The sequence below is a fragment of the Microbacterium sp. KU4F genome, from assembly GCF_056868075.1.
The window spans coordinates 2,233,852-2,260,414 of record NZ_CP200324.1 but is presented as its reverse complement, the minus strand read 5'-3'; the positions used below and the strand labels follow the sequence as shown (position 1 = coordinate 2,260,414).

The 26,563-nt window shown below is 67.9% G+C and carries 23 protein-coding genes and 1 tRNA gene; 7 read left to right on the top strand and 17 right to left on the bottom strand.

Annotated features, from left to right (window positions below):
• Window positions 1-30 precede the first annotated feature (30 nt).
• The 10 genes from AC1VNH_RS11540 to dnaK form a co-directional block, all read right to left on the bottom strand.
• Window positions 31-768, bottom strand: coding sequence for an SDR family oxidoreductase (locus AC1VNH_RS11540; protein ID WP_483111509.1), 738 nt, complete (start codon window positions 766-768; stop codon window positions 31-33).
• Window position 769: 1 nt separating this feature from the next.
• Entirely contained in the window at window positions 770-1,663 is an 894-nt protein-coding gene (locus AC1VNH_RS11535; RefSeq protein ID WP_483111508.1) for a carbohydrate ABC transporter permease, read from the bottom strand.
• Window positions 1,660-2,586 (bottom strand): carbohydrate ABC transporter permease, encoded by a 927-nt coding sequence (locus AC1VNH_RS11530; RefSeq protein ID WP_234073980.1) that lies wholly within the window; start codon window positions 2,584-2,586, stop codon window positions 1,660-1,662. The genes AC1VNH_RS11535 and AC1VNH_RS11530 overlap by 4 nt, the downstream gene beginning before the upstream one ends.
• 56 nt (window positions 2,587-2,642) lie before the next feature.
• On the bottom strand, window positions 2,643-3,950 hold the full coding sequence (locus AC1VNH_RS11525; protein ID WP_483111506.1) for an ABC transporter substrate-binding protein: 1,308 nt from the start codon (window positions 3,948-3,950) through the stop codon (window positions 2,643-2,645).
• Window positions 3,951-3,991: 41 nt separating this feature from the next.
• The gene (locus AC1VNH_RS11520) at window positions 3,992-4,984 is read right to left on the bottom strand and encodes a phosphoglycerate dehydrogenase (protein WP_483111504.1); all 993 of its coding nucleotides are present in this window, start codon (window positions 4,982-4,984) and stop codon (window positions 3,992-3,994) included.
• 148 nt (window positions 4,985-5,132) lie between these two features.
• Window positions 5,133-5,792, bottom strand: a complete 660-nt coding sequence (locus AC1VNH_RS11515) for a GntR family transcriptional regulator (RefSeq protein ID WP_137418626.1) — start codon at window positions 5,790-5,792, stop codon at window positions 5,133-5,135.
• Between the two features lie 76 nt (window positions 5,793-5,868).
• Window positions 5,869-6,312: a heat shock protein transcriptional repressor HspR gene (locus AC1VNH_RS11510; RefSeq protein ID WP_243226395.1), complete on the bottom strand. Its 444-nt coding sequence runs from the start codon at window positions 6,310-6,312 to the stop codon at window positions 5,869-5,871.
• Window positions 6,313-6,391: 79 nt separating this feature from the next.
• On the bottom strand, window positions 6,392-7,384 hold the full coding sequence (locus AC1VNH_RS11505; protein WP_483111502.1) for a DnaJ C-terminal domain-containing protein: 993 nt from the start codon (window positions 7,382-7,384) through the stop codon (window positions 6,392-6,394).
• 9 nt (window positions 7,385-7,393) lie between these two features.
• Window positions 7,394-7,966 carry a nucleotide exchange factor GrpE gene (locus tag AC1VNH_RS11500; RefSeq protein ID WP_137418619.1) on the bottom strand — a complete coding sequence of 191 codons (573 nt, stop codon included), beginning with the start codon at window positions 7,964-7,966 and terminating at the stop codon, window positions 7,394-7,396.
• Window positions 7,967-7,977: 11 nt separating this feature from the next.
• Window positions 7,978-9,849, bottom strand: coding sequence for a molecular chaperone DnaK (gene dnaK, locus AC1VNH_RS11495; RefSeq protein WP_483111500.1), 1,872 nt, complete (start codon window positions 9,847-9,849; stop codon window positions 7,978-7,980).
• Window positions 9,850-10,110: 261 nt separating this feature from the next.
• Between dnaK and AC1VNH_RS11490 the strand changes: the two genes are divergently transcribed.
• Window positions 10,111-11,118 carry an MFS transporter gene (locus AC1VNH_RS11490; protein ID WP_483111499.1) on the top strand — a complete coding sequence of 336 codons (1,008 nt, stop codon included), beginning with the start codon at window positions 10,111-10,113 and terminating at the stop codon, window positions 11,116-11,118.
• A gap of 65 nt (window positions 11,119-11,183) precedes the next feature.
• Window positions 11,184-11,465 (top strand): MFS transporter, encoded by a 282-nt coding sequence (locus AC1VNH_RS11485; RefSeq protein WP_483111497.1) that lies wholly within the window; start codon window positions 11,184-11,186, stop codon window positions 11,463-11,465.
• Window positions 11,466-11,621: 156 nt separating this feature from the next.
• Here AC1VNH_RS11485 and AC1VNH_RS11480 read toward each other — a convergent pair whose 3' ends face one another.
• The 4 genes from AC1VNH_RS11480 to AC1VNH_RS11465 all read right to left on the bottom strand — a co-directional run bounded on the left by AC1VNH_RS11480 (window position 11,622) and on the right by AC1VNH_RS11465 (window position 15,679).
• Window positions 11,622-12,257: an NADPH-dependent F420 reductase gene (locus AC1VNH_RS11480; protein ID WP_483111496.1), complete on the bottom strand. Its 636-nt coding sequence runs from the start codon at window positions 12,255-12,257 to the stop codon at window positions 11,622-11,624.
• Between the two features lie 38 nt (window positions 12,258-12,295).
• Window positions 12,296-12,754, bottom strand: coding sequence for a GNAT family N-acetyltransferase (locus AC1VNH_RS11475; protein ID WP_483111495.1), 459 nt, complete (start codon window positions 12,752-12,754; stop codon window positions 12,296-12,298).
• Complete coding sequence (locus tag AC1VNH_RS11470; protein WP_483111494.1) at window positions 12,751-14,424, bottom strand: BCCT family transporter; 1,674 nt, start codon at window positions 14,422-14,424, stop codon at window positions 12,751-12,753. The genes AC1VNH_RS11475 and AC1VNH_RS11470 overlap by 4 nt, the downstream gene beginning before the upstream one ends.
• Before the next feature lie 73 nt (window positions 14,425-14,497).
• On the bottom strand, window positions 14,498-15,679 hold the full coding sequence (locus AC1VNH_RS11465) for a sensor histidine kinase (protein ID WP_483111493.1): 1,182 nt from the start codon (window positions 15,677-15,679) through the stop codon (window positions 14,498-14,500).
• 105 nt (window positions 15,680-15,784) lie between these two features.
• Here AC1VNH_RS11465 and AC1VNH_RS11460 point away from each other — a divergent pair, with 105 nt between their 5' ends.
• Window positions 15,785-18,334: a rhomboid family intramembrane serine protease gene (locus AC1VNH_RS11460; protein ID WP_483111492.1), complete on the top strand. Its 2,550-nt coding sequence runs from the start codon at window positions 15,785-15,787 to the stop codon at window positions 18,332-18,334.
• Between the two features lie 6 nt (window positions 18,335-18,340).
• Here AC1VNH_RS11460 and dcd read toward each other — a convergent pair whose 3' ends face one another.
• Window positions 18,341-18,946 (bottom strand): dCTP deaminase, encoded by a 606-nt coding sequence (gene dcd, locus AC1VNH_RS11455; RefSeq protein WP_137418612.1) that lies wholly within the window; start codon window positions 18,944-18,946, stop codon window positions 18,341-18,343.
• 50 nt (window positions 18,947-18,996) lie between these two features.
• Between dcd and AC1VNH_RS11450 the strand changes: the two genes are divergently transcribed.
• Window positions 18,997-19,070 (top strand) — tRNA-Gly (locus AC1VNH_RS11450).
• A 589-nt stretch (window positions 19,071-19,659) separates the two neighbouring features.
• On the opposite strand, the gene AC1VNH_RS11445 is transcribed toward AC1VNH_RS11450, so the two are convergent.
• Complete coding sequence (locus tag AC1VNH_RS11445) at window positions 19,660-21,273, bottom strand: DUF6119 family protein (protein WP_483111491.1); 1,614 nt, start codon at window positions 21,271-21,273, stop codon at window positions 19,660-19,662.
• A gap of 192 nt (window positions 21,274-21,465) precedes the next feature.
• Here AC1VNH_RS11445 and AC1VNH_RS11440 point away from each other — a divergent pair, with 192 nt between their 5' ends.
• Window positions 21,466-22,860 (top strand): hypothetical protein, encoded by a 1,395-nt coding sequence (locus AC1VNH_RS11440; RefSeq protein ID WP_483111490.1) that lies wholly within the window; start codon window positions 21,466-21,468, stop codon window positions 22,858-22,860.
• On the opposite strand, the gene AC1VNH_RS11435 is transcribed toward AC1VNH_RS11440, so the two are convergent.
• Window positions 22,827-24,314 (bottom strand): SDR family NAD(P)-dependent oxidoreductase, encoded by a 1,488-nt coding sequence (locus AC1VNH_RS11435; RefSeq protein WP_483111489.1) that lies wholly within the window; start codon window positions 24,312-24,314, stop codon window positions 22,827-22,829. The genes AC1VNH_RS11440 and AC1VNH_RS11435 overlap by 34 nt on opposite strands.
• An 89-nt stretch (window positions 24,315-24,403) precedes the next feature.
• Between AC1VNH_RS11435 and AC1VNH_RS11430 the strand changes: the two genes are divergently transcribed.
• Together AC1VNH_RS11430 and AC1VNH_RS11425 are read left to right on the top strand one after the other, a co-directional pair.
• Window positions 24,404-25,330, top strand: a complete 927-nt coding sequence (locus tag AC1VNH_RS11430) for a DUF368 domain-containing protein (RefSeq protein ID WP_483111488.1) — start codon at window positions 24,404-24,406, stop codon at window positions 25,328-25,330.
• A 240-nt stretch (window positions 25,331-25,570) separates the two neighbouring features.
• Window positions 25,571-26,500, top strand: a complete 930-nt coding sequence (locus tag AC1VNH_RS11425; protein ID WP_483111487.1) for an NAD-dependent epimerase/dehydratase family protein — start codon at window positions 25,571-25,573, stop codon at window positions 26,498-26,500.
• Window positions 26,501-26,563 lie beyond the last annotated feature (63 nt).

The window sequence follows — 26,563 nt, the reverse complement described above, 5'->3', positions numbered from 1 at the left end:
TGCCTTTCGAGAGGATGCGGAGCGAGCCGCTCACGCGTAGGAGGTGTTGGCGGTGGGGGTCAGGACCAGCTCGTTCACGCACACGCGCGTCGGCTGGCGGGCGATCCAGGCGACGGCTTCGCCCACGTCGTCGGGCGCGAGCATGAGCGCCCGCGCCTCGGCGGAGGGCGGATTCGGCCGGGTGTCGAGGATGTCGGTGGCCACCTCGCCGGGGCACAGGTGCGTGGCGCGGACGCCGTGCAGCCTCTCTTGGGCGTTGAGCGTCTCGGCCATCACCCCGAGCGAGGTCTTGCTCATGGCGTAGGCGGCGCCCGCGCCCGGCGAGTGGCGCCAGGCGGCCCACGAGGAGACCAGCACGACGAGTCCCGCACCGGCCGCGCGCATCCCGGGCAGCACCGCGTGGACCGTGCGCACCGCCCCCTGGAGGTTCACGTCCATGACGTGCGCGATGTCGGTTGCCGAGACCTGGTCCCAGAACCGTCGGGCGACGTTCGTGCCCGCGCAGTAGACGAGGGCGTCGATATGACCGTGGGTCTCGGTGAGACGTTCGGCCGCATCCTGGACCGCAGCGTCGTCGGTGACGTCCAGCACGAGCGCGGATGCGGCGCCGCCGCTCTGGTGGACCCCGTCGAGGGTCGCGTCCAGCTCCGCCGCCCGGCGGCCCGACACGACGACGTGGAAACCGTCGCCGGCGAGCGCCTGGGCCGCGGCGCGACCGATTCCGGTTCCGCCGCCGACGACCCAGGCGGTGCGTGTTGCCTCGCCCATGTCAGCCCTTGGTCGCGCCGGCGGTCAGGCCGCTGACGACGTAGCGCTGCGCGAACAGCGCCACGATCATGACGGGCACCGTGATGACCACCGCGGCAGCCATCAGCCCGCCCCAGTCCACGGATGCGTAGCTCGTGAAGTTCACGATGGCGACCGGCAGCGTGCGGGTGGACTGGCTGGACAGCACCAGAGCGAACAGGAAGTTGTTCCAACTGAAGATGAACGACAGGATCGACGCGGTCGCGATGCCGGGCAGCGACAGGGGGAGCACGACGCGCACGAAGGCGCCGATCTTGCTCGAGCCGTCGATCTGCGCCGCTTCCTCGAGCTCCGTCGGGATGCCGTCGAAGAAACTCGACATGATCGCCACCACGAGCGGCATCGTCACGAACAGGTGCGTGAGGATCAGCACCGTGTAGCTGCCGACGAGCTGCACCTGTGAAAAGAGGAAGTACCAGGGGATCAGCAGGCTGACGCCGGGGATCACACGAGCCATCAGCAGGAAGCCGGTCGTGCTGCGCACCTTGTACCGGGCGATGCCGTAGGCCGCAGGCACGCCGATCACGAGCGCGAGCAGGGTGGCTCCGACACCGACGAGCAGGCTGTTGCCGATGACCGGCAGGAAGTTCTGCACCGTGAAGACGGTCTCGTAGTTCTTGAGCGTCGGCTCGAACGCGAACATCTTGTCCGGATTGACGACGTCGAGGTTGCGCTTGAAGCTCGCGAGCAGCATCCACACGAGCGGCACGAGGAAGGCGAGCACGACGAGGACGATTCCGAGGACGCGCGCGGTCTGGCCGGCGATGTCGATCGGGCGGCGGGGACGACGCTTCGGGGCGGCAGCGCGACGACCGCGACGGCCGACGGGCTGGACGAGGGCGCGGGTCTCACTCATACCCGGGTTCCTTTCTTGCGAAGGATCGCGAGGGCCAGCAGCACCACGACGATCAGCAGGAAGAAGAGGATCAGCAGCGCCGACGCCTTGCCGTACTGCGAGAACTGGAACGCCTGGCCGTAGGCGAGGATGTTGAGCGTCTCGGCCTCGTGGCTCGAACCGCCTCCGATGCCCTTGGTGGCGTAGATGATGTCGAAGGTCTTCATCGCGTCGATGGAGCGGAGGATGGCGGCCGCGCCGATCACGGGGGCGAGCAGCGGCAGGGTGATGTGACGGAAGCGCTGCCACGCGTTGGCGCCGTCCACCCGAGCCGCCTCGTCGGGCTCCTCCGGGAGGGTCGACAGGCCGGCGAGGAGGATCAGGATGACCATCGGCGTCCACTGCCAGACGTCGATGAAGACGAGGGTGTTCAACGCGGTGGAGGGATCGCTCAGCCAGCCTTGACGCGGAAGACCGAGGAACTGCATGACGCTGTTGGCGAAGCCGATGGACGGCTCGAAGATCAGCAGCCACATCATGCCGACGGCGACGGGTGTGGCAACCAGCGGCAGCAGGATGAACACGCGCACCAGGCCCTGACCGCGGAAGGTCTTGCGCAGCAGGAGGGCGATCGCCAGGCCCAGGATGAGCTCGATGCCCAGCGCCAGGATCGTGAAGTAGGCGGTGCGGCCTACCGCCGGCCAGAACCGGTCGGTGTCGCTGAGCCAGGTGACGTAGTTGTCGAGGCCGACGAACGAGAAGGGCCGGGTGACGGCGCCCGCCGAGTCGGTGAGGGAGAGGAAGACCGTGTAACCGATCGGGAAGGCGATCAGCAGCGCGATGAACAGCACCGACGGGACGATCAGGATCCACTTCAGACGAGCGTCGATCCAGTTGAGAGCGCGGTTGCCGAACGTCGACCTGCGCGCGGTGAGCGAGGACACGGAGCCTCCTTGGTCCGGGTGGTCCCGGGCGGCGAGCGCCGCCCGGGACCGGGAGATCACTTCTCGGAGTCGAGCAGTTCCTGGAACTGCGTGTTCGCGGTCTTGGCGGCGTCTGCGACGTCGCCTCCCTCGATCGCGGTGATGGCGGGACCGCCGACGATCTCTCTGGCCGCGGCGACCTGCTCGAGCTGGGGCCGGTCGTGACCGACGCCGTGGTCGCCCACGTTCTGGATGATCTCGACGAGACCCGCGGGGAAGGATGCGGTGGCCTCGGCGTCGTTCCAGGCGGACTCACGCGCGCCGGGAACCGTCTCGTTCGCCAGCAGCCACTTGGTGTTCTCCTCGTTGGTCACCCACTTGATGAACTCCCACGCGGCTTCCTTCTTCTTGGAGAAGGCGTTGATGCCGACGGTCTGCGGGACGATGTTGTAGAACTTCGAACCGGCCGGTCCCTCGGGGAACTGAGCGAAGCCGACCGTGTCGACGACGGCACTGTTGTCCGCATCCAGGAAGGTGTACGCCTGGCTGTCGGCGTCGATGTAGAACGCCGCCTTGCCCTGTGCGAACAGCGCGGACGCCTCGACCCAGCCCATGTTGGTGGCTCCGGGAGGGCCCGACTGGCGCAGCAGGTCGCCGTAGAACTCGTAGGCCTTCTTCGCCTCCGGGGTGTCGACGCTCGCGTTGCCGTCCTCGTCCTGGAAGTCGCCGCCGAAGCTGTAGAGGAACGACGACAGCTGCGTGACCAGCGGCACGCGAGAGCCGCGCATGGCGATTCCGTACATCCCGTTGTCCGGGTCGTTGAGGGCCGCGGCCGCCGACTTCAGCTCGTCGAGGGTCTTGGGCACGGGGATGCCGGCGGCCTCGAGCAGGTCGGTGCGGTAGTACACGATCTGACGCTCGGTCATGACGGGGACGCCGTAGACGACACCGTCGAGCTCCACCGCGTCGCGAGCGGCGGACTGGAAGTCCTCCCAGTTCCAGTCGGCGTCGCTTTCGACCTGCTCGGTCATGTCGGTGAGCCAGCCGTTGCGCGAGAACTCCCGCATGACGTCCTGCACCTGGAAGGCCATGACGTCGAAGTCGGCGGACTGGGCGTTGAGCTTGACCTTGTAGTTGTCGTTGAGCTGCTCGTTGCCGTACGCCTCGATGTTGACCTTGACGCCGGTTTCCTGCTCGTACTGGGTGCCGAGGGTCTTCAGACCTTCGACCCAGGGGCTGTTGGCGGCGACGACGGTGATCTCGGAGACGTCGGCGGAATCGCCCGCGTCGCCTGTGCCGCTGGCGCAGGCGGTGAGGCCGAGGGCTGCGACGGCGCCGGCGGCGATACCGATGACCAGCCGACGGGGTCTGCGTGTCGTGAACATCGTTGTTCCTTTCAGGAGGTGGGTGGTGCGTGGGGTTCGGGTCAGAAGGCGAGGGCGGCGGGCACACGGCCCGCGAAGACGTCGACGATGGCCTGCGCGGTGGCGAGACCGATGCGCTCGTACGCCTCCGCGCTGTCGGCGGCGGCGTGGGGAGCGACGACGACGTTGGGGAAGGCGAAGAGCGGGTTGTCGGCGGCGACGGGCTCCACCTCGAACACGTCCAGTCCTACCCCGCCGATGCGGCCGGAGGCGAGTCCGCGCACGAGCGCAGCCTCGTCGACCAGGCCGCCGCGGCTCGTGTTGATCAGCAGGGTGCCGGGACGCATCGCGGCGATCAGCTCGTCATCGACGGTGTGGTGCGTGTCGGGGGTGTGCGGCGCGTGCACCGAGACGATGTCGACGTCGCGCACGACATCCGCGACGCGGTCGACGAGGCGCACGCCGAGACGCTCGGCCGCCTGTCGGTCGGCGAACGGGTCGAACGCTACGATCTCGACGTCGAAGCCGGCGAGGCGGCGGGCGACGGTCTGCGCGATGGCGCCGAAGCCGATGAGACCGATGCTCTTGCCCGCCAGCTCGCGGCCGACGTAGCGATCCCATCGACCGTTCTTCGTCGCCGCATCCAGCTCGGGGATGCGGCGCAGCAGGGCGAGCATGAAGCCGATCGCCAGTTCGGCGACCGCTGCGGCGTTGCCGCCGGGCACGTTCACGACGCGGATGTCACGGGCGCGGGCGGCCTCGAGGTCGATGTTGTCGAGGCCCACCCCGAGGCGGGAGATGATCTGCAGCCGGTCGGCGCGATCGAGTGCCGCGGCGTCGTAGACCTCCACGCCGGCGACGGCCGCATCCGCATCCGCGATGCGTGCGTGCAGCTCCTCGGCCGTCCACGGCACGGTGGACTCGTTCTCGACGAGCGTGAAGCCGTGCTCGAGCAGCAGCGCGCGGCCGGAGGCGCACAGGGCCGGGTAACGGACCGGTCCGACGATGACGGTGCGACCTGCACCCACCGGTGCGATCGAATCGTGTCCTGCCATCTGGGAGCCCCTCCTCGAAACGGGTCAGGGCTGCTCCAGGCGGAGCGACCGGTCACCGTTGAACGATCTGTTTTCTGTTAACAGTCAACATAGGACAGCAAATGGGCCGTGTCAAATACCCGCGGCGCGGATATCGACGACGTAGCCGTCAGTGCGCGGCGTCGGGAAGGCTGCGCAGGGCGTCGCGCACGTGGCCCTTGGCCAGCGTCAGATGCAGGTGCAGCCGCTTCACGGCGGCGTCGGCATCTCCGGTACGGATGACATCGAGAAAGCCCTGATGATCGGCGGTTGCCGAGGCGATGTCGCTCGTGTCGCTCAGCTCGAAGAGGATGGCGAAGATGCGCTGGTACGGGCGCCACGCCTCCATGAGCCGACGGTTGCGCGCGTTGACGTAGAAGCTCGTGTGGAACTGCATGTCCGCATCCGCGAAACGCTCGCCGTCATTGCTCTCGGCGGCGGCGGCCATGTCGTCGACGATCGCCTGCACGCGGTCCCAGTCCTTGGAGCTGGCGTTGGCGATGGCGAGCCGGATGGCGAGAGACTCCAGCACCTCGCGCAGCATGTACAGCTCTTCGATGTCGGTCATGCCGACCGCGCGCGTGTAGATGCGTTTGCGGCGGTCCTCGACCAGGCCCTCGGCCTCCAGGTGCCGCAAGGCATCGCGCACGGGGCCGCGGCTGACGTCGAACCGCGTCGCGAGGGCGTCCTCGGCGAGGTGCGTATCGGCGGGGATGATCCCCTTGATGATCTCGACGCGAAGACGATGGGCTATCTGGTCACCCATCGCGAGGGGGCGGAGATCGGACACGAGCACCTCACTGTCGTCGGTTAACAGTCAGCGTTGCATCGCGCTCGTCCACGGGTCAAATCGCCGCGCGGGGGAATCAGTCCGCGGGCGGCAGCTCGCGCCGGGGTCTCCAGACCACGATCTCGGTGGCGCGACGCACGCGTGTGCCCGAGCGCAGCGGGACGACGGAGCCCGAAGGGCCGGCGGCGAACACGCGCGCTCCGGGTCGGCGATCGAGCTCCGCGCGCATGGCGTTCTCGAGGTCGCGCACACGGCCGTGAAGCTCGCGCACCCGGTTCTCGAGCTCGATGATGCGGGCGATGGCGGGCAGGCTCATGCCGTCCGCCGACAGCCGCGACACCTCGCGCAGCTGTTCGATGTGACGCACCGAGTATCGGCGCGAGCCGCCCTTGGTGCGTCCGGGTACCACCAGCCCCAGCCGGTCGTACTGACGCAGTGTCTGCGGGTGCATGCCGGCGAGTTCCGCGGCCGTCGCGATCGCGAACACCGGCGCCTCATCGTCGATCTCGTTCTCGTCCATCCCGCTCACCTCCTTGCCCCGATCATCTCGTCACCGCGGGTGCGCATCCGAACACGGATGCGCACCCGCGGGTCATTCGTCAGTTGCGCGCCTTGGCCATCAGCTCGGCGCGCGGGTTCTCCTTGGGCTCGAGCTCCTGGAAGCGCTCGAGCGCCTCCTTGGCTGCGTCGTCGAGGTGGGCCGGAACCGCCACCTGCACCTCGGCGAGCAGATCTCCCGTGCCCTTCTGGGTGTGGACGCCGCGCCCCTTGACCCGCAGGACACGGCCGGACGGCGTGCCCGGAGCAACCCGCAGGCGCACCGGCTCGCCACCCAGGGTGGGAACCTCGATCGTCGCACCGAGCACGGCCTCGGTGAAGGTGATCGGCACCGTCAGGCGCAGGTTGAGTCCGTCGCGCGTGAAGACGGGATGCGGCCGCACCGAGACCTGCACGACGATGTCGCCGGCCTCGCCGCCGTCGGGCGAGGGACGCCCGCGACCGCGCAGTCGGATCTTCTGTCCGTCGGCGACGCCGGCGGGGATCTTCACCTTGAACGGCTTGCCGTCCTCGCCCTGGAGCGTGATCGTCTCGCCGCCCACGGCCGTCGCGAAGTCGAGCGTCGTCCGCGCGGTGACGTCAGCACCCTTGGTCGGTCCGCCGAAGCCGCGGTAGCCGCCCGAGGTCTGACCGAAGCGGCCCGACCCGAACGAGCTCGATCCGCCGCGGTCGAACATCGTGAAGAAGTCCTCGAAGCCGCCCGCGTCGAACTGGCTGCCGCCGCGACCCTGGCCGAATCGCGAGAAGACGTCCTCGAAGCCGCCCGCACCCGCGCCGCCCGCCGTGAAGCGAGCGCCCGAGCCCATGGCGCGCATCTGGTCGTACTCCTCGCGCTGCTCCTTGTCGCTGAGCACCGAGTACGCCTCGCTGATCTCCTTGAAGCGCGCCTCGGCCGCCGCATCCCCGGGGTTCGAATCCGGGTGGTACTGGCGGGCTAGCTTGCGGTACGTCTTCTTCAGGTCGGCGTCGGAGACGTCCTTCGCGACGCCGAGCACCGCGTAGAAGTCCTTGTCGAACCAGTCTTGACTGGCCACGTTCTCCTCCTAGTCCGCCGGCACGGCGACCACGACCTTCGCGGGGCGCAGCTCGACGGAGCCGAGTCGGTAACCGACCTCGACCACCTCGAGGATCGTCGCCTCGGTCTGGCCGGGTGTCGGCTGCTGGAAGATCGCCTCGTGCTGCTGCGGGTCGAACGCCTCGCCGGCCGCACCGTAGGTGACCAGGCCCATGCGCTCGGCCACGCCGCGCAGCTTCTCGGCGATCGCCGCGAACGGGGTGCCTTCGGCGAGGTCGCCGTGCTTGGCAGCACGGTCGAGGTCGTCGAGCACGGGCAGCAGGTTCTTGGCGACCGAGCCCTTCGCGCGCTCGATCTCCACCTCCCGCTGCTCCTCGGTGCGACGCCGGTAGTTGGCGTACTCGGCCTGCAGGCGCTTGAGATCTCCCAGCAGGTCGGGGTCCTCCGCAGCCGCATCCGCGTTCTGCTCGGCACCCAGGATGTCGTCGACCGTCAGTTCGGGCTCCTGCGAAGCGGGGTCGGAGGCGTGCGCCTCCGACCCCTCCTCGCCGGGCCGAACCTCGTCGCCGTCGTCCGGCTGTTCGAAGTTCTTGTCCGTCATGGTTGTGTCTCTTACTTCTTCTCGTCCTCGTCGTCGACGACCTCGGCGTCGATGACGTCCTCCTCGGGGTTCGGCGTGGTGCCGTTGCCCGGGTCGGTGACGGACGGGTCGGCGGGCTGACCCTCGGCCTGTGCGGCCTGGTAGAGGGCCTCGCCCAGCTGGCTCTGGCTCTGGTTCAGCTTGTCGAACGCGGTCTTGACCGCGTCGTCGTCCTCACCGGCGAGCGCCGCCTTCAGCGCGTCGACGTCGGCCTGCACGGAGTCCTTGACCTCGGCGGGCAGCTTGTCGGCGTTCTCGGAGATCAGCTTGTCGACGGAGTACGAGAGCGTCTCGGCCTGGTTGCGGGTCTCAGCCGACTCGCGCCGCTTTTTGTCCTCGGCGGCGTGCTCCTCGGCCTCGCGCACCATGCGCTCGATGTCCTCCTTGGGCAGCGACGAGCCGCCCGTGATGGTCATCGACTGCTCCTTGCCGGTGCCCTTGTCCTTCGCCGAGACGTGGACGATACCGTTCGCGTCGATGTCGAAGGTGACCTCGACCTGCGGGATGCCGCGGGGAGCCGGGGCGATGCCGGTCAGCTCGAACGTGCCGAGCGGCTTGTTGTCGCGGGTGAACTCGCGCTCGCCCTGGAAGACCTGAATGGCGACCGACGGCTGGTTGTCGTCGGCGGTCGTGAAGGTCTCGCTGCGCTTGGTCGGGATGGCCGTGTTGCGCTCGATGAGCTTGGTCATGATGCCGCCCTTGGTCTCGATACCGAGGCTCAGGGGGGTGACGTCGATGAGCAGCACGTCCTTGCGCTCACCCTTCAGCACGCCGGCCTGCAGGGCGGCGCCGACGGCGACGACCTCGTCCGGGTTGACGCCCTTGTTGGGCTCCTTGCCGCCGGTGAGCTTCTTGACGAGCTCGGTCACCTGGGGCATGCGGGTCGAACCGCCGACCAGCACGACGTGGTCGATGTCGTCGACCTTGATGCCGGCCTCGCGGATGACGTCGTCGAAGGGCTTCTTCGTGCGGTCGAGGAGATCCTTGGTGAGGTCCTCGAACTTGGCGCGAGAGAGGGTCTCGCTCAGCGAGACGGGGCCCGAGTCGGTCAGCGACAGGTACGGGAGGTTGATCGAGGTCGAGGTCGAGCTCGACAGCTCCTTCTTCGCCTGCTCGGCGGCCTCCTTGAGGCGCTGCAGCGCGATCTTGTCGCCGGAGACGTCGACGCCGGTCGTGTCCTTGAACTGCTTGATGAGGTAGTCGACGACGCGCTGGTCCCAGTCGTCACCACCGAGGCGGTTGTCACCGGCGGTGGAGCGCACCTGGATGGTCGAGAAGTCGTCGTCCTTGCCCACCTCGAGCAGGGACACGTCGAACGTTCCGCCACCGAGGTCGAAGACGAGGATGAGCTCGTCCTCCTTGCCGCGGTCGAGGCCGTAGGCCAGGGCCGCCGCGGTGGGCTCGTTGATGATGCGCAGGACGTTCAGACCCGCGATCTCGCCGGCCTCCTTCGTGGCCTGGCGCTCGGCGTCGTTGAAGTACGCGGGGACGGTGATGACCGCATCCGTGACGCTGTCACCGAGGTACTGCTCGGCGTCGCGCTTGAGCTTCTGAAGGATGCGGGCCGAGATCTCCTGCGGCGTGTACTGCTTGCCGTCGATCGCCTGCGTCTTCCAGTCGGTGCCCATGTGGCGCTTGACCGAGGTGAGCGTGCGGTCGACGTTCGTGACGGCCTGACGCTTGGCGGTCTCGCCGACGAGGACCTCGCCGTCCTTGGTGAAGGCGACGACGGACGGGGTGGTGCGGAAGCCTTCCGCGTTCGCGATGACCTTCGGCTCGCCGCCCTCGAGGACGCTGACGACGGAGTTCGTCGTACCGAGGTCGATACCTACTGCACGGGGCATGTGTTTCCCTCTCCCTTTGCAAGGGCCTTCGCGGATGCGACGGCCCGATGTGTGTGAAATCTGCTCGCCGACTCAGGTTGAGCCGCGATGACTCAAGGATAGACACATCGATCCTGAGCGTCAAGTGAACTTGATATGAATGCGCTCAACTTTGTTCCTCGGGGATGCGGGTGCCAGCGGTTACGCTGAGCGCACCGCGACGACGCGGGCCGGCGCATCCGCGGCACCGGCTGTTCACCGAGAGGTCGTACCGTGCCCGATATGTCCGACAAGCCTGCGCCGGCCCCCGCGGAAGCTCAGGCGGCCTTCGCCGCCGCCCCCGCCACTCCCGTACGCACCCGCCGCGGGCCCGTCATCGCGTGGGGGCTGTGGGACTGGGGATCCGCGGCCTTCAACGCCGTGGCGACCACCTTCGTGTTCACGGTGTACCTGACCAGCAGCTCGTTCGGGAGCACGGCCGAGACATCGGCGGCCATGTCGTTCGCCCTCGCCGCGGCCGGCGTCATCGTCCTGCTCACGGCCCCGGTCACCGGGCAGCGCTCGGACGTGTCGGCGCACCGCAAGCGCTGGCTGGCCATCAACACGGCGGTGGTCGTGCTGATGCTCGCCCTCATGTCGCTCGTCGCCCCCGACCCCGCCTATCTGTGGCTGGGCCTCGTGCTGCTCGCGGTCGGCACGGTGTTCTTCGAGCTCGCATCCGTGAACTACAACGCGATGCTCGCGCAGGTGTCGACACCGAAGACCGTCGGCAAGGTGTCGGGCTTCGGCTGGGGCATGGGCTACCTGGGCGGCATCGTGCTGCTGCTCATCGTCTACTTCGGCTTCATCAACCCCGAGGTCGGGCTGTTCGGCGTGACGAGCGAGAACGGCTGGGCCGTGCGCGTGTCGATGATCGTCGCGGCGCTCTGGTTCGGTCTGTCCGCGATCCCCGTGCTGATCGCCGTGCCCGAGAACACGCTCCTGCGCCCGATCGAGGCCGAGCGGGTGGGCTTCTTCGCGTCGTACGCGCTGCTGTTCCGCAACATCGCGAAGCTGTGGCGCGAGAGCCGCCACACGGTCTATTTTCTGTTCTCCAGCGCCGTGTTCCGAGACGGCCTCACGGGCGTGTTCACCTACGGCGGCGTGCTGGCGGCGGGCACCTTCGGCTTCAGCCCGGGCGAGGTCATCATCTTCGCCATCGCGGCGAACGTGGTCGCCGGGCTCGCGACCATCGTCTCGGGCCCTCTCGATGACCGCTTCGGCCCGAAACCGCTCATCCTCGTGGCCTGATCGGACTCATCCTCAGCGGCTCGTGCATCTTCATCTTCCACGCCGGCGGCGCGAGCATGTTCTGGGTGTTCGGACTGATCCTGTGTCTGTTCGTCGGGCCGGCGCAGTCCGCATCCCGCACGTTCCTGGCCCGACTCATCCCGCCCGGTCGCGAGGGCGAGGTCTTCGGCCTCTACGCCACCACCGGCCGCGCCGCGGTGTTCCTGGCGCCCAGCGCGTTCGGGCTGTTCGTGGTCATCGGCGGGGAGCAGTACTGGGGCATCCTCGGCATCGTGCTGGTGCTGGCCATCGGCCTCGCGATGCTCATCCCGGTGCGCGCCGCATCCCGCCGCGCCTCGGCCTCGTAACCCGCCCTCGTACCCCTACCTAGACCGCGAGACTGCATTTCGGTCACGAGATCACGGGTAAATCCAGTGATCTCGTGCTGGAAATGCAGTCTCGCGGAGGGTGCGGCGCGTATCGGATGGGGCGCGGCCGCGGCGCGGCCCGGTGAGGGATGCGGGTCAGCGCGTGGCGCGGGCCAGGTTGGCGCGCAGCTCGTCGGCGTTCTGGCGCACGACGTAGGCGGGCTGGTCGCGCTCGACGCGCCAGCTCTCGGCCAGCGGACCGGTCGAGACCGTGTCGTAGCCGAACTCGTCGTAGAGGGCCGTGATGAAGGCGAGGCCCTCGTCGGTGTCGGCCGCCGTCGCCAGCGCTCGGCGGTTCTCGGTTCCCGCGGAGGTGCCGTCGGTGTTGATCTGTGCGGCCATGATGTGGTTGAAGCCCTTCACCACGGTGGATGCGGGCAGTCGCTCCTGCAGCATCTCGCTCGTCGTGGTCTGCTTGTCCTCGAGCACCTGGATGCGGCCGTCCCGCTCCCAGTAGTAGTTGTTCGTGTCGACGACGATCTTGCCCGCGAGCTCCGCCACCGGCAGGTGGTCGATGGCCTTCAGCGGGACGGTGACGACGGCCCACTCGCCGAAGGCGGCCGCATCCGCTGCCGTGGCGGCATGCGCGTTCGGGCCGAGCTCGGCGACGAGGTCTGCCAGCGTCTCCGGACCGCGCGAGTTGGCGATCGACACCTCGTATCCTCGGTCGATGAGGCCCTTCGCGAGGGCCGATCCGATGTGTCCTGCTCCGATGATTCCGACGCGTGTCATGGTGAAGGAGAACGCGGACGGATGCGGCGCATTCCCGCTCAGCCGGCGATTCGCCGCATCGGCACGTGGGGGATGCCGTCCTCGTGGAAGCGCTCGCCGTCGACGACGAAACCGAAGCGCGCGTACCAGGGCGCGAGGTGCTCCTGCGCGTCGAGCACGATCGCCGCGCCGGGCCAGCGCTCCCCCGCCCGCAGAACGGCGCGGGTCATGAGCTCGGCGGCGACGCCGCGACCCCGGGCGGCTTGGGCCGTCGCCACGCGACCGATCCGCGCATGCCCCGTGCCGGCATCGTGCAACAGGCGCAGGGTCGCGACGACCTCGCCCTCATCCTCGGCCCAGAACAGCTCCGCATCCGGCTCGACGTCTCGCCCGTCGAGCTCCGGGTACGCGGCGGCCTGCTCGACCACGAAGACCGTGACCCGCAGCCACATCATCCGGTACAGCGTTTCGGCGGGGACGTCCGCGAGACGGGCGGAGCGGTACGAGAGCTCTGTCACTCCTTCACGTTAGTGCGGTCTCGCCGCATCCACGCGGGCATGCGCAGCCCGCCCTCGTTCTCCTGCTCGACCTCGAGGCCGTAGTGGTCGCCGATCTGCTCGAGCAACTGCGCGCGCTGAACGCGGTCGTACACCCGCCGCTCGCGCTGGAAGGCGACGATCGTGGCCCAGCACATGAGCAGCATCACGACGCTGAACGGAAGTGCGATGAGGATGGCGGCTGATTGGAGAGCCGTGAGGCCGCCGGCGATCAGCAGGGCGATGGCGAGGACGGCGGTGGCGAGGGTGAAGAACACGCGCACCCACCGCTTGGGCTCCGGGTTGCCGCCCGTCGCGAGCATCGCCATGACCAGGGCCCCCGAGTCGGCCGAGGTCACGAAGAAGATCGCGATCAGCACGATCGCGCCGATCGTGAGCACGGGAGTGCCGGGCAGGGACTCGAACAGCCGGAAGAGCGCGCCCTGCAGGTCGACCTCGCCGTCGGTGAGCATCGAGCCGGGGTTGTGCAGCTCCTGGTACAGCCCCGAACCGCCGAGCACGGCGAACCACAGGATGCCGACGAGGGTGGGCACCAGCAGCACGCCCATGACGAACTGGCGCACCGTGCGGCCGCGGCTGACGCGCGCGATGAAGACGCCGACGAACGGGGCCCAGGCGATCCACCACCCCCAGTAGAACGAGGTCCACGCCGCCTGCCACTCCTCGCCCGCGGTGCCCTGGAAGGCACTGACGGTGAAGCTGAGGCCGACGTAGTTCTGCAGGTACGCGCCGATCGACTGCACCCACTCACGCAGCAGGTACTCGGTCTGCCCGAAGACCAGGACGAACACGAGCAGTACCGCGGCGAGGATGAGGTTCGCGCTCGAGAGCCACTTCATACCCTTGGCGACGCCGGACAGCACCGAGAAGAGCACGAAGACGGTGATCACGCCGATGATCAACACGTTCATCAGGGTGTCGGGTTCGGGCAGGCCCGCCGCCTGCAGCCCGGAGCCGATCTGCAGCACGCCGAGTCCGAGCGAGGTGGCGACGCCGAAGATCGTGCCGCACAGCGCGATCGCGTCGATGGCGTTGCCCCACCCGCCGCGCACGCGGCGCCCGAGCAGGGGCTCGAGCGCCCAGCGGATCGAGATGGGCCGCCCGCGCCGGTGGATCGCGTAGGCGAGGGCGAGTCCGACGACGACGTAGATCGCCCAGGCCTGCACGCCCCAGTGCAGGTAGGTCTGGGTGAGCGCGCTCTGGGCGAGCTGCTCCGGCGTCCCTGTGACACCGGGACGGGGGTCGACGTAGTGGCTGAGCGGCTCGCTGACCCCGTAGAACACGAGGCCGATGCCCATTCCCGCCGCGAACAGCAGCGAGAACCATGCGCCGAGCGAGAACTCCGGCTCGTCGGTGTCCTTGCCGAGCTTGATGTCGCCGAAACGGCTGAAACCCATGAACAGGGCGAAGGCCACGAAGAACGCTGCGATCAGCACGTAATACCAGTTGAAGGTGTTCACGATGCCGGTCTGGATGGTGCCGAAGAACACCTCCGCGGCATCCGGGAAGATGATCGCGAACGCGGCGGCGACGAGCACCACGGATGCGGCGGGCCAGAAGACCCATCGAGCGATTCCCCTGCTGGGCGAAGCTGCGGAGGCGGTGGCCGATTCGGGTGCGGTGCTCACCACCTCACCGTAAACAACGGGCGCGAGACACCCCCTCACCTCTTGTGCCGGGTGACACCGCGGGGTAAAGGGCGCGTCAGTCGCGGGATGCGGGCAGCTCGAACCACGCGGTCGTGCCGCCGCCTTCGCGCGGCTGGATGCCGATCGACCCGCCGTGAGCCTGCACGATGCGACGGCAGGTGGAGAGGCCGATTCCGGTGCCCTCGACCTCCGTGTTCGCGCGGACGAGGGGGTCGAAGACGCGCTCGACGTCGGCGGGGTCGATGCCGGGGCCGCGATCGCCCACCTCGATGCGCCATCCCTCCGGCGTGGGCTGCGAGCGCAGCTCGAGCCGAGGATCGGGGCCGCCGAACTTCAGGGCGTTGGAGACGAGGTTCTGCAGCACCGCCCGCAACTGGGTGGCATCGCCGGACACCACGGGCAGCTCTCCGATCGTGATGCGGGGGTCGTCGTCGGCGACGCCGAGGTCGGCACGCACCTCTTGTCCCAGAGCGCCGAGGTCGGTCGGGGCGAGGTTCAGCACCCCGCCGAGACGCGCGAAGGCGAGGATGTCGCGGATCATCTCCTGCATCCGGGATGTGCCGCGGATACCCGTGGCGACCCAGCTTTCCACAGACGGCGGAACCTGCAGCTGCTCCTCGAACTGCTCCTGCAGCAGGTGCAGCGACATGGTGACGGAGGTGAGAGGGCCGGCGAGGTCGTGACTGATCTGTCCGGCGAAGGCGGAGAGGTGGTCGTTCGACCGGCGCAGTTCGTCGCGCAGCTCCTCCGCGCGCTGCAGCACCGTGTGGAGGTAGCGGGTGCGGCGCTCGAGCTCGAGGATGTCGACGATCCGTGCGGCGAGCACCGCCAGCAGCGCCGTTCGGTGCTCGTCGATCTCGCGCGGCACGGTGTCGAACACGCACAGCGTGCCGATGGTCTCCCCCGCGAGCACGAGCGGGTGGTTGGCGTAGAAGCGGACGTCGCCGAGGTCGCCCGTGACGAACGGGTTCGACCGGTACCGCGGGTCTTTGCTCGCGTCCTCGACGGCGATGGGCTGACCGAGGTGCAGATTCAGGGCGCACATCGAGTCCTCGCGGCGGCAGATGGCCGCGTCGAACCCGACGGCGGCGAGCTGATGCTGCGCGTCGTCGGTGATGATGTTGATCGTCGCCATCGGGACCTCGGCGACGAAGGCGGCGAGTTCCACGACCGAGCGCAGCGCGTCAGGAGGGCTTCCCAGCACGTCGTACTCCGAGATCACTTCCTGCACCGTCATCGTGTCGTCTCCCGGCCCCGTGGTGGCGTTCTCGCTCCAGGTTAGGGCTCTGACCCGCGCCGTGGCGCGAAGGAGGTCGAAAGGTCGTCCTGCAACAATGACGCCATGTCCATAGCTCCACCCGCATCCGTCTCGGAATCGCCTCTGAGCAGGATGCGGCGCGGCGGCGCGCTGGTGACCGCGCGGCTGCGGCGACATCCGTTCACGACCGCGTTGCTTCTCGTGATGCTGGTGACGAGCGTCGCGCAGATCGTCATCACCTCGCCCCCGGATGCGGACACCGGGCTGCTTCCACCGTGGAACGACTCGTTCGACGACTTCCGCTGGTGGTCGGCCATCACCCCCATGTTCGTCACGGGCTCCGTCCCGGAGCTGCTCACGACGCTGGCTCTCGCAGCAATCGTGGCGGGCCAGGCGGAGCGGGTCATGGGCACGGCGCGCGCGGCGATCGCGTACGTCGCCGGCGGCCTGCTCGTCACCTCGGTGTCGATCGCGGTGGGGCTGCTCGAGGAGCGCTTCCTCGCGTTCCTGCCGCTCAACGACGTCTTCTTCTTCACGCTGACTCCGCTCGCCGCGATCGTGTGCACGGCGATGGCGGCCAGCTGCTTCATCGGTGCGCTCTGGCGACGGCGGGTGCGCCTCGCATCCCTTCTCGCCGTGTGCGTGCTCTTCCTCTACCGCGGCGACGCGGACAGCCTCTTCATCCTCGTGGCGCTGCCGGTCGGACTCGGCGTGGGCTTCCTCCTCGGCGGCCGGCGGGCGCGGACTCTCGTCGTACGCAGCTCGCACCACGAGATCCGCGTGCTGCTCGCGTCCCTCGTTGCGGTGGGCGGCATCGGACCCGTCATCGCGACGTGGTTCGGATCGGGCACCGGCCTGCTGTCGTTCTACGGATTCCTGAGCATCGACCCCGTCGTCGTGGTCGACGGCACGACGTGCGCGTTCGGCTCCGCGGTCGACTGCCCCTCCGAGTACACGACGGCGGCCGAGGTGTTCCCGGCGGCGGGCTGGATCGCGCTGCTGCCGATGATCATCGCGCTGATCGCGGCCTGGGGCATCCTCCGTGGCCGGCGCGCTGCACTGTGGATCGCGGTCGTGCTCAACGCGGCGGTGTTCGGCTGGATCCTCGTGCAGTGGATCACGCTGCAGCCCGCGACGGTCGCCGACATCGCCGCGTATCAGGGGACGGATGCGGAGACGTACGTCTGGCAGACGATCTCGGGCGCGCTGCTGGCCGCCATCGCACCACTCGGCACGACGATCGCGCTGCTGGTGCTGCGCCGGCACCTCCGCGTGACGTCGAGCCCCGCGGCGCGGCGGCGTTACCTCGTGGTGCTGGGAACCGCGACACTGCTCACCGCGCTCGTCGCGACCGCGGGACAGGTGCTCACCCGCCAGGGCCATGACCCGGTGATCGACCTGGGCGACATCCTGCTCGCTCTGCCGCTGCGCTTCATCCCGCCCACGCTGCTGCCGCCCGATGTGGTGACGTTCGTGCCGGAGACGTTCGAGGCGCGCATCTTCTGGTACCTGCCGCCCGCGATCTTCTGGGCGGGCGCGGTGCTCGCGACGGCGTACCTGATCTTCGCGCCGGCGGCGGTGGGCGACCGGGACGACCGCATCCGCGCGCGCGAGCTGCTGCGCGCGGGCGGTGGCGACTCGTTCAGCTTCATGTCGACCTGGCCCGGCAACTCCTACTGGTTCTCGCCCGATGGCACCGCGGCGATCGCGTATCAGGTGCACCACAACGTCGCCGTGACGGTGGGCGGCCCGTTCGGTCCGGCGTTCGCGGACGTGCGGGTGTTCGAGCAGTTCGCGGCGTTCTGCGGCGACAACGGATGGCGGCCGGTGTTCTACAGCGTGAGCGACGCACCGAGCGCCGAGCTCGCGTCGCGGGGCTGGTACCGGCTGCGGATCGCCGAGGAGGCGCTGCTCGACGCGCAGGAGTGGACGCCCGCGGGTAAGAAGCGGCAGGACATCCGCACGGCGACGAACAAGGCGGCGCGCGAGGGCGTGACCGCGGTGTGGACACGGTGGGCGGATCTGTCCATCGCGCAGCACCTGCAGCTGCGCACGCTGTCGGAGTCGTGGCTGGCCGACAAGGAGCTCCCGGAGATGGAGTTCACGCTCGGCGGGCTCGATCAGGTCGACGATCCGGATGTGCGGCTGATGCTCGCCATTGCCGAGGACGGCCGTATCGAGGCGATCACGAGCTGGCTGCCGTTGTACGGACCCGACGGTCTCCGCGGTTATGTGCTCGATGTGATGCGGCGGCGGCACGAGGCGTTCAACGGCGTGATGGAGTTCGTGATCGGCGCGGTGGTCGTGCAGCTGAAGGAGGAGGGGCTGCAGACGCTCAGCCTGTCGGGCGCGCCCCTGGCGTACACGGCGGAGGCTGGAGCGGAGTCGGATGCGGTGCAGCGCATGCTCGACCTCGCGGGGTCGCTGCTGGAGCCCGGGTACGGGTTCCGCTCGCTGCACAGCTTCAAGCGCAAGTTCCAGCCCGACTTCTCGCCCGTGTGGCTCGTTGTCGCCGATTCGGCGGCGCTGCCGGCGACGGGTCTGGCTCTCGTGCGGTGCTACCTGCCTCAGCTCACGCTGCGGCAGGCAGTGCGGATGGCGGCGACGCTTGGCCGCGACCGCGCGCGGGGCTGAGCCGGGTCAGCTGCCGGCGGCTCCCGCATCCGTGATGCCCACGTCGGTGACGTGGAAGTTGCGCGAGGAGCGGGATGCGGTGGGTCCGCGCTGGCCCTGGTAGCGGTTGCCGTAGGGGCCGGAGCCGTAGGCGTTCTCGGCGGGCGAGCTGAGACGGAAGAAGCAGAGCTGGCCGATCTTCATGCCCGGCCAGAGCTTGATCGGCAGCGTCGCGACGTTGGACAGCTCGAGGGTCACGTGCCCGGTGAAGCCGGGGTCGATGAAGCCGGCCGTGGAGTGGGTCAGCAGGCCGAGGCGGCCGAGCGACGACTTGCCCTCGAGGCGGGCGGCGACGTCGTCGGGCAGGGTGACGCGCTCGAAGGTGGCGCCGAGCGCGAACTCGCCCGGATGCAGGATGAAGGGCTCGTCGGGACGAACCTCGATCAGCCGGGTGAGCTCGGGCTGATCCTCCGCCGGGTCGATGAAGGGGTACTTGTGGTTGTCGAACAGGCGGAAGTACCTGTCGAGGCGCACGTCGACGCTGGAGGGCTGCACCATCTGAGGATCGGAGGGCTCCAGCCCGATGCGTCCGTCGGCGAGTTCCTGCTTGATGTCGCGATCCGAGAGCAGCACGCGCCCAGCCTAGCGAGCAATGCCCTTTGCTATGCTGGCCGCGTACCCCCGGGGCTGTAGTTCAATGGCAGAACTTCTGCTTCCCAAGCAGACAGCGCGGGTTCGATTCCCGTCAGCCCCTCCAAAACAGAGAGAGCCCGGCTTGTCCGGGCTCTCTCTGTTTTCGTGTTTGCCGCGGGAATCGAAAGCGGGCGCAGCCCGCGTATTCGATTGGGCCCACGACGCGAAGGCTCCGCGGCCCGCGCAGCGGGACGTGGAGTGGCGTCGGGGGCCGTCAGCCCCTCGTGTGGCAGAGTGAATCGAACCCTTGGGTGGGCCCACGCCGCCAGAGGCTCCGCGCGCGGCGCAGCCGCGTGTGGAGAAGGCGGTGGGGACGATTCCCGTCAGCCCCTCAATACGACAGAAGGCCCGACTCGTCCGGGCCTTCTGTCGTATCCAGCGCCGCCGGGAATCGAAAGCAGGCGAAGCCTGCGTATTCGATTGGGCCCACGACGCAGAGGCTCCGCGGCCCGCGTAGCGGGACGTGGAGAAGCGTTGGGGACCGTCAGCCCCTCTGATGGAAATGGCGGTCCGGCTCGTCCGGGCCGCTACTTCCATCTAACGGCAGAGTGAATCGAACCCTTGGGTCGGCCCACGCCGCCAGAGGCTCCGCGCGCGGAGCGGCTGCACGCCCCGCAACGCCCAGACCGCCATCACGTAGACCGATCGTGAGCCTATGATTCGGCACTCTCCTCGACAGACACGCGGGAAACCACGACAGCAGGGCCAAGGCTGCGTATCTGACGCGCGGTCTGCATCAGGTTCAGCTTGCTGAAGAACGGGAGCCAGCCGCTACCGGAACCTCGCGAGTTAGTGATCACGGCGAAGTGGACGGTGTAGCGACCCCTCTCGACGATCGATTCAGCATCAGGAACTAGGTCCAGCCACCGCCCGGCGTCCGTGCCGGTGAGACTACTGAGCCGAGCTCGGACATCGCTACGGAACGCGCCGTCGCCGATGAGTGTCAATGCGGAGATATTGCCCTGCGCGAAAAGATGGCTAAGCGTCGCTGACCGAGACTTCCGCTTGACATGTATTAACTCAGCGTCCGATGACAATAGGTCACAGAACTCGATGTACGAGGTGGCACCTTCGGCCCGGGCGAGTTGCCGGTCGAGCAGGAGCAGATCGCTGGAGAGGCGTTGCACCCGTGCGTTGTAGTCGGCCTCACTCTCGTTCTTCCATGCAGGGGGCAGTGATGTACGCGCTTCCGGGAGAGACCTCAAGTAGGAATCGACCTCGTCAACGAGCGTCGGGGCGACTTCGAACCATCCACCTTCAATCAGGGCGAAGAGCTTGCCGTCGTGTTGCTGTTCAGATACCAGCGAGCGGTAGATGCTCCAGCGAGCCTCGAAGTTTCCATTCCGCGCCCACCCAACGTGAACCTTCCTCTGTTTGAGGTCGTGGATGGTGAGTTCTGAACGCGCGTCGCCCAACTCGGCAAGATACTCATCGAGGTCAAGATCTTCAAAGACTCGCCCTCGGGCACCACTGATCTTGAACCCGAAGATCTCGTCCCATCCAAGGTTCTCGGGCATCGCTAGGTGCGTTTGCGTCGTTTCCCCGGCGCGGAGCTGAGTGACGAGGTTCGTATCAAGCCACATGACCTCCTGGGGATCCTTCACCTCAGAGAGGTGGTCAATCCACCCAAAGCGTTCCTGGTACGCGTCTTCCTCGTATGCGCGAAGCAAACCCTCAAGTAGGGTCGGCAGTTCCCGCGCGGGCAGCTTCGTGGTGAAAACCAAGGCATCTGACCCCGTGACTGTTCGACCGAGGGACGGATCGGACGGTTTCCCCGTGACAGCGCGAAGCAGGTCTCGCGCGGCGTCGACACCGAAGTTGGACAACTCTGCGTTCTTACTCGTCTGCGTGGATTTGGAGACCACCATGTCCTCGAAGGTCTTGGTGTCAAGGCTTCGGATCTGCTGTGCATCGATGCGATTGAGCGCAACCTTCAGCCCGAATCGCCGTTCGACCTTCGACGGATCAAGGAGATTCCGGCCGAATCCGAAGCTCAGAGCGAAGTAGCGGCCTGCGGCTTTAAGGATCATCAGCCCAGACGCAGACGCTGTTTTGACGACCAGATCCGACTCCAGAACAGGACCGACAAAGCTCTTCCATTCAGGGAACCGCGGACGGTTGTACTTCGAGTAAAACACTCCCTCGAACCCTGCCGATGCGGACACGTTCTGCTCCGTGTACGAGCGTTCTCCGTCCGCTGCGAGCGCGGCGCCCGGCTCAAGGACATCAGTCGTCAGCAAAAAGACCGTTAGCCGTTGGCTCCCCATTAAAAACCCCCACTCTTACGAATCACGCTAGCGGCTCCTGCAGACGAGTGCATCCGATTGCGCCAAAACGGCATCGCGCCCCTACAGCTTGAACTCTGGCGCGGAGACCTATGGACTCGGTCTGGGTATGGTGAACGAGTGACACCTCCTGGATTGCAGGCCTGCCCCTGCCTGGACGCTCACCGCCGACTCATGGATCTACACGAAGATATCCATCGCGCTGTCGAGAACTATCTTGACGAGAACGAGTTTCGCCGCTATCTCAACTCGGCGATTCAGACGTCGCGAGGAGTGAGTTTCCTCGTTCAGAAGCGGAAGGCAAGATGGAGCGACTTCGACAATTGGTACGGCCGCTGGCAGAGCGATGCGAGAAGAAACGCAGTACTGACGTGGGGAGTCAACTCGCGGAACCGAATCGTTAAAGAGGAAGACCTCCGTACGCTGAGCCAAGCGATCATCACGTACTACGGGCCACGGCTGCAAGAGGCGGAGGATGTTCTAACGGTCCCGCCTGATACGACAGTGGACGAGGTGCTCGGGCTCTTCGCTGAGTCGATACACAGTCAGCCCTCTGGTCGCGAAGGGTGGATACGGATACAGCGCCGCTGGGTGGACGACCGACTACCGGACTATGAACTAGTCGCGGCATTGAGAGAGATGTATGCAGGAGTTGCAAAGCTTGTAAAACTTGCTCATCATGCGAGCGGGATCACGACCTGCAACGCTCCGCGGTTTCGGCGTGCCTGTGTGAACTCAGACATCGATGGAGCTCTCCCGTGTCTAGGGCGAGGGAACCCGCTGCCCGCCGGAATGATCGATGCGAAGACTGGGGCTCTGCTCAACTACGAGTACACCGTGTTCGGTCGGGACGACGCGGCGATCGAGCGGGGTAAGCAGCGCTACGGGCTTACACCCCAGATGGGCGTCGACGTGATTCAGCACGCGGAGTTCCGAATGCAGCTGTCCAAGCGCTTTCTGGAGGCGGACGGAAACTCGGCGCAAGTGCTGCTGCTCTTCAAGGGAATGCAAGAAGTCCGAGTCAACGGAGTGGTCTTCGGCAAACAGGAGCCACGCGAGTTCAAGATCGCCGCAGCAGTGGAGGGCCACGGCGCTTGGCCTTTCGATGGGGCAGTTTTTGCCTCCGAGACATGGATCGCTCAGTACAAGGGTAACCACAGGCGCGGGGCGTTCTCGGGCATTCCGGAAGAGGACCTGGTTTCACCGCCGGAGGACATGTTCGATGCAGACCCCGTCGGTGGAAGGGAAGAAGCGCTGATTGTCGAAGCCTTGGCTGCGGATGGCAGATCACGCGTCCTTCTCCAGCCATTTGCGCGGACGACGTCGGGCATCGTCTACGGGCCGCTTATCGAAGACACCACCGGCAGAATGGTCACGCCGTTTTTGCGTCCTGTCTGGCGCCGATGGGCAGCCTGGAAGCAAGGGGTGCCGACGAATGACCCCGAGCAGACAGCTACACGAGTACCGAAGCTTGACCCGTTCTATCAAGACTCGTCACGCTGGCAGGTGGCCGCCCGCAAGCCGACCCACGCCCCTCACCCCAACCGCTGGTCCACCTCGCGGAGGTAGCGGGCCCGCACCTCGGGGTCGCCGCCAAGGCCGATGCGGTCGGTGCCGATCAGGTCGTCCAGCCAGTCCTGCACCGCGGTCGGCAGGAGCCGGGAGATGCGGAGCACCGGGCTCAGCACCCTCGGCACCGTGACGGCGAAGCGCGACGAGCCGATCACGTCGACCACCGCTCGGCTCACCTGCTCAGGGGTCACGGCAGGCGAGACCTTCGGCGGCGTGATGCCCGCACCCATCGGCGTCGAGACGAGGTTCGGCAGGATGACGTGCACGGCGACACCCGTGCCGCGCAGCTCGCGCCGTAGCGCGTCGCTGAACCCGACCACCGCGGCCTTCGCGCCCGAGTACACGGCGAGGCCGGCGAGCGGCTTCAGCCCCGTGGCACTGGCGAGGTTCACGATCGTGCCGCTGTGTCGCGCCATCATCCGCGGCAGCACGGCGGATGTGGTGCGCACGAGCGCCGAGTAGTCGACGTCGATCGTCTTCTGCGCCACATCCGCATCCTGCTCGGCGAACCGCCCCGTCGGCATGATGCCCGCGTTGTTCACCCACACAGAGATCGGGCCGACCTCCGACTCGATGCGGTCCACCACCGCGGAGACCAGGTCAGCGTCGGTGATGTCCAGCCGGAGGCCGACGGCACCGCGGCCCAGCTTCTGCGCCGCGGCCACCGTCTCACCCTCATCCAGATCGCCGATCACGACCGTGTACCCCGCCGCACCCAGGTCCCGCGCCACCTGATAGCCGATCCCCCGCGCGCCACCGGTAACGACGGCGACACCCCGATCGACCGGATGCGCGGCATCCGCACTCTCGGCGCTCCGCCGCACATCCATGCCGAACACGACCGACCCGTCGTGCAGCGCGATGCTCATGACCGGTCGCCGACCGTGCAGGTATCCGAGCGGCCCGTCGGCGGCGAATCGCCACGCGGTCCGCAGACCCGACACCTTCGAGATGACGCGATTGACCGATCGCGTGCGCACGCCGTCGAGCACCTGCACCACGGGCAACGGAACCTGCTGCATTCCCGGAAGTAGCGGCGATCCTCGGCGCGCCCGCACGCTCACGACGTCCTTCCCGTCGACGCGCATCGTCGTCACGGAGCCGGACCGGGCGAAGTCGGCGAGCTCCTTGGGGATCCCCCACAGCTCCCGCCCGCCCCGGCGCGAGGTGCCGCTGTTCACCCAGATCTGCGGGATCGTCACCGCCGCGCCGCCCGCACCGAGGGTGGGGATGGCGACGAGCAGCTCGTCGTATGCCAGCACCCCGCCGGGCACGTACCGCACCGACGCGACGCCCACCACGAGCCGGCGGCCGACCATCACCGGGCGACGGCCCTCCGGCATCGCGAACGCGGGAAGCTCATGCTCCGCAACGAGAAAGACGGAGACATCGAGGGAACCGCCGAGATACCAGGGCTCCTCGGGGTATGCCGCGGTCTCATCGACAGCCATGGCCGTCCGCCTTTCACCGCGTCGTTCGGGATGCGGTTCCATCCTGCCCGAGTAGCCCCTCGCAGACGCGTCACGTAGCGTGGGGAGGTATGGCCGACACCCTTGCCGACCGACGTTCACCCCTTCGACCCGCCGTGGATCTCATCCGCGGCACGCTGATCGGCGCGGTGGAGGTGATTCCGGGGGTCAGCGGCGGCACGGTCGCCCTGATCGTGGGCGTCTACGCGACGCTCATCGAAGCGGCCAGCCACGTGGTGCGCGGCACGCTCGCGCTGACCGATGTCTTCCGCCGCAAGGGCCTGGCGCGCGCCGCATCCCACTTCCGCGCCGTGCGCTGGCGGATCGTCGCGCCGGTGCTCATCGGGATGGTGCTGGCGGTCGTGCTCGGCGCGCGACTGCTCGCGCCGCTCGTGCAGGAGTTCCCGACCGAGACCCGCGCGGTGTTCGGCGGCATGATCGCCGCATCCCTGCTCATCCCGATCCGGATGCTGGGGCGCGACTGGACCTGGCGCCTCGCGGTCGTCGCCTTCGCCGCGGCGGTCGCCGCCTTCGTCCTGACGGGCCTGCCCTCGGGAACCCTCGAGGATCCGCCGCTCGTGATCGTCGCCCTCGCCGCATCCGTCGCCGTCTGCGCTCTCGTGCTCCCCGGCCTGTCAGGTGCCTTCCTGCTGCTCGTGTTCGGCCTCTACGAGACGACGCTCGTCGCCCTGAACGAGCGCAATGTGCCCTACATCCTCGCCTTCGCGATCGGTGCCATCGTCGGCCTCAGCCTGTTCGTCAACATCCTGCGGATGCTGCTCGCCCGCTTCCACGCGGCGATGCTCGCGATCATGACCGGCCTCATGCTGGGCTCCCTCCGGGCTCTCTGGCCCTGGCAGGATGCGGCGGGCGTCGCCACCGCTCCGACGGGCGACATCCTCGGACCCCTGCTGTTGGCCGCGGCCGGCGCCGCCGTGGTGCTGGCGGTCGTGGCGATGCAGCTGACCCTCGACCGGCGAGCGCAGCGCTCCGCGTAAGCGGTTCGGCTCACGAGCCGGGAGCACCCGCGTCCCGCGCTCGGCGCGATCCCGTGTGGAGAGCGTCGGGGACCGTCAGCCCTCGAGGCGAGTGCCGATCGTGCATCGAGCGTTCCCTCGCCATCTCCAACCAATCAGTTGCAGTTTCGCGCCATCGCTCCTATGGTCATTACCAACTGAACGTTTGGAGATTGTGATGAGAGCCGTACGCCTTTCCTTGCTCACGCCGGGCACGCTGGCATGAGGGCGCTGGTACTCGGCGGCACAGGGGCGGTCGGCTCGGAGGCGGCACGCATCCTCCGCTCGCGCGGACACGAGGTCACCGTGGCGGCGCGAAGACCCCACCCATCCGCGCTATTCATCGACCTCGGAACCGAAGCCGGGTGGCGCGCGCTCGAACAGGCCACCGCCCGACACGACGTCGTCGTGAACGCATCCGGCCGCGAGGACGCCCGGATGGCCGAGATTCTCAACGGAGCGGGCCTCATCGAGATCTCCGCCACCGGCTCCTATCTGAACGACCTGTCTCGCACCGCACCCGCCGACGCGCGGATCGCCCTCGGGATCGGACTCGCACCAGGGCTCACCACGAGTCTGGTGGCCGCGCTCGCCCCCGCTGCCGGCAGTGTCGTCGATGTGGCCGTGATGCTTGGCGGGCGAGACCGACACGGTGGGGCCGCGATCGACTGGACCGCCGGCCTCGCCGGAAGGCGCGTCTTCGGCGCGTCCGACAACGCCCGGAACCTCGTCGGCTGGACGGCACTCCCGGGGCCGCGCGGGCGAAGAAGGTATCTGCGCGCCGACTTCCCGGACGACATCCTCCTGGGCTCACGCCTCGGCATCACCATCAGAAGCCACCTCGCGGTCGACAGCCGATTGTCCACGTGGGCGTTGAGTGTCGTGGGGCGCACACCGTCGTTGCGGGGGCTGATCACCCGCGCACCGCATCTGGGTAGCGACGCGTGGTTCGTCTCGGTGCGAGATGTGAACTCGCGTGCCGTGCTCGCCGCCAGCGGCCGACGACAGTCATCCGCCACGGCCGCCGTCACCGCCCTCGCGGCGGAACGGCTCTCCGCTCGTAGCGACGCCGGTGTCTTCACGACACCGGATCTCGCCTCGACCGCGGAATGGATGAAGGCGGCCGACGCGGTGGCGCACGCCGCGATCTGAAAGCACCCGGCATCCCGCACTCTGACGCGATTCGCCATGCGCACAGTCCTACATAAGATGTAT

Bases quoted from the DNA above. Each gene is read 5' to 3' on its own strand.
- AC1VNH_RS11510 (WP_243226395.1), bottom strand. From the start codon at position 6,312: ATGGACGAGAACGAGATCGACGATGAGGCGCCGGTGTTCGCGATCGCG.
- AC1VNH_RS11465 (WP_483111493.1), bottom strand. From the start codon at position 15,679: ATGACGGTGCAGGAAGTGATCTCGGAGTACGACGTGCTGGGAAGCCCT.
- AC1VNH_RS11480 (WP_483111496.1), bottom strand. From the start codon at position 12,257: ATGACACGCGTCGGAATCATCGGAGCAGGACACATCGGATCGGCCCTC.
- AC1VNH_RS11535 (WP_483111508.1), bottom strand. From the start codon at position 1,663: ATGAGTGAGACCCGCGCCCTCGTCCAGCCCGTCGGCCGTCGCGGTCGT.
- AC1VNH_RS11460 (WP_483111492.1), top strand. From the start codon at position 15,785: ATGTCCATAGCTCCACCCGCATCCGTCTCGGAATCGCCTCTGAGCAGG.
- AC1VNH_RS11435 (WP_483111489.1), bottom strand. From the start codon at position 24,314: ATGGCTGTCGATGAGACCGCGGCATACCCCGAGGAGCCCTGGTATCTC.
- AC1VNH_RS11540 (WP_483111509.1), bottom strand. From the start codon at position 768: ATGGGCGAGGCAACACGCACCGCCTGGGTCGTCGGCGGCGGAACCGGA.
- AC1VNH_RS11520 (WP_483111504.1), bottom strand. From the start codon at position 4,984: ATGGCAGGACACGATTCGATCGCACCGGTGGGTGCAGGTCGCACCGTC.
- AC1VNH_RS11425 (WP_483111487.1), top strand. From the start codon at position 25,571: ATGAGGGCGCTGGTACTCGGCGGCACAGGGGCGGTCGGCTCGGAGGCG.
- AC1VNH_RS11500 (WP_137418619.1), bottom strand. From the start codon at position 7,966: ATGACGGACAAGAACTTCGAACAGCCGGACGACGGCGACGAGGTTCGG.
- AC1VNH_RS11525 (WP_483111506.1), bottom strand. From the start codon at position 3,950: ATGTTCACGACACGCAGACCCCGTCGGCTGGTCATCGGTATCGCCGCC.
- dnaK (WP_483111500.1), bottom strand. From the start codon at position 9,849: ATGCCCCGTGCAGTAGGTATCGACCTCGGTACGACGAACTCCGTCGTC.
- AC1VNH_RS11430 (WP_483111488.1), top strand. From the start codon at position 24,404: ATGGCCGACACCCTTGCCGACCGACGTTCACCCCTTCGACCCGCCGTG.
- AC1VNH_RS11445 (WP_483111491.1), bottom strand. From the start codon at position 21,273: ATGGGGAGCCAACGGCTAACGGTCTTTTTGCTGACGACTGATGTCCTT.
- AC1VNH_RS11490 (WP_483111499.1), top strand. From the start codon at position 10,111: ATGTCCGACAAGCCTGCGCCGGCCCCCGCGGAAGCTCAGGCGGCCTTC.
- AC1VNH_RS11440 (WP_483111490.1), top strand. From the start codon at position 21,466: ATGGATCTACACGAAGATATCCATCGCGCTGTCGAGAACTATCTTGAC.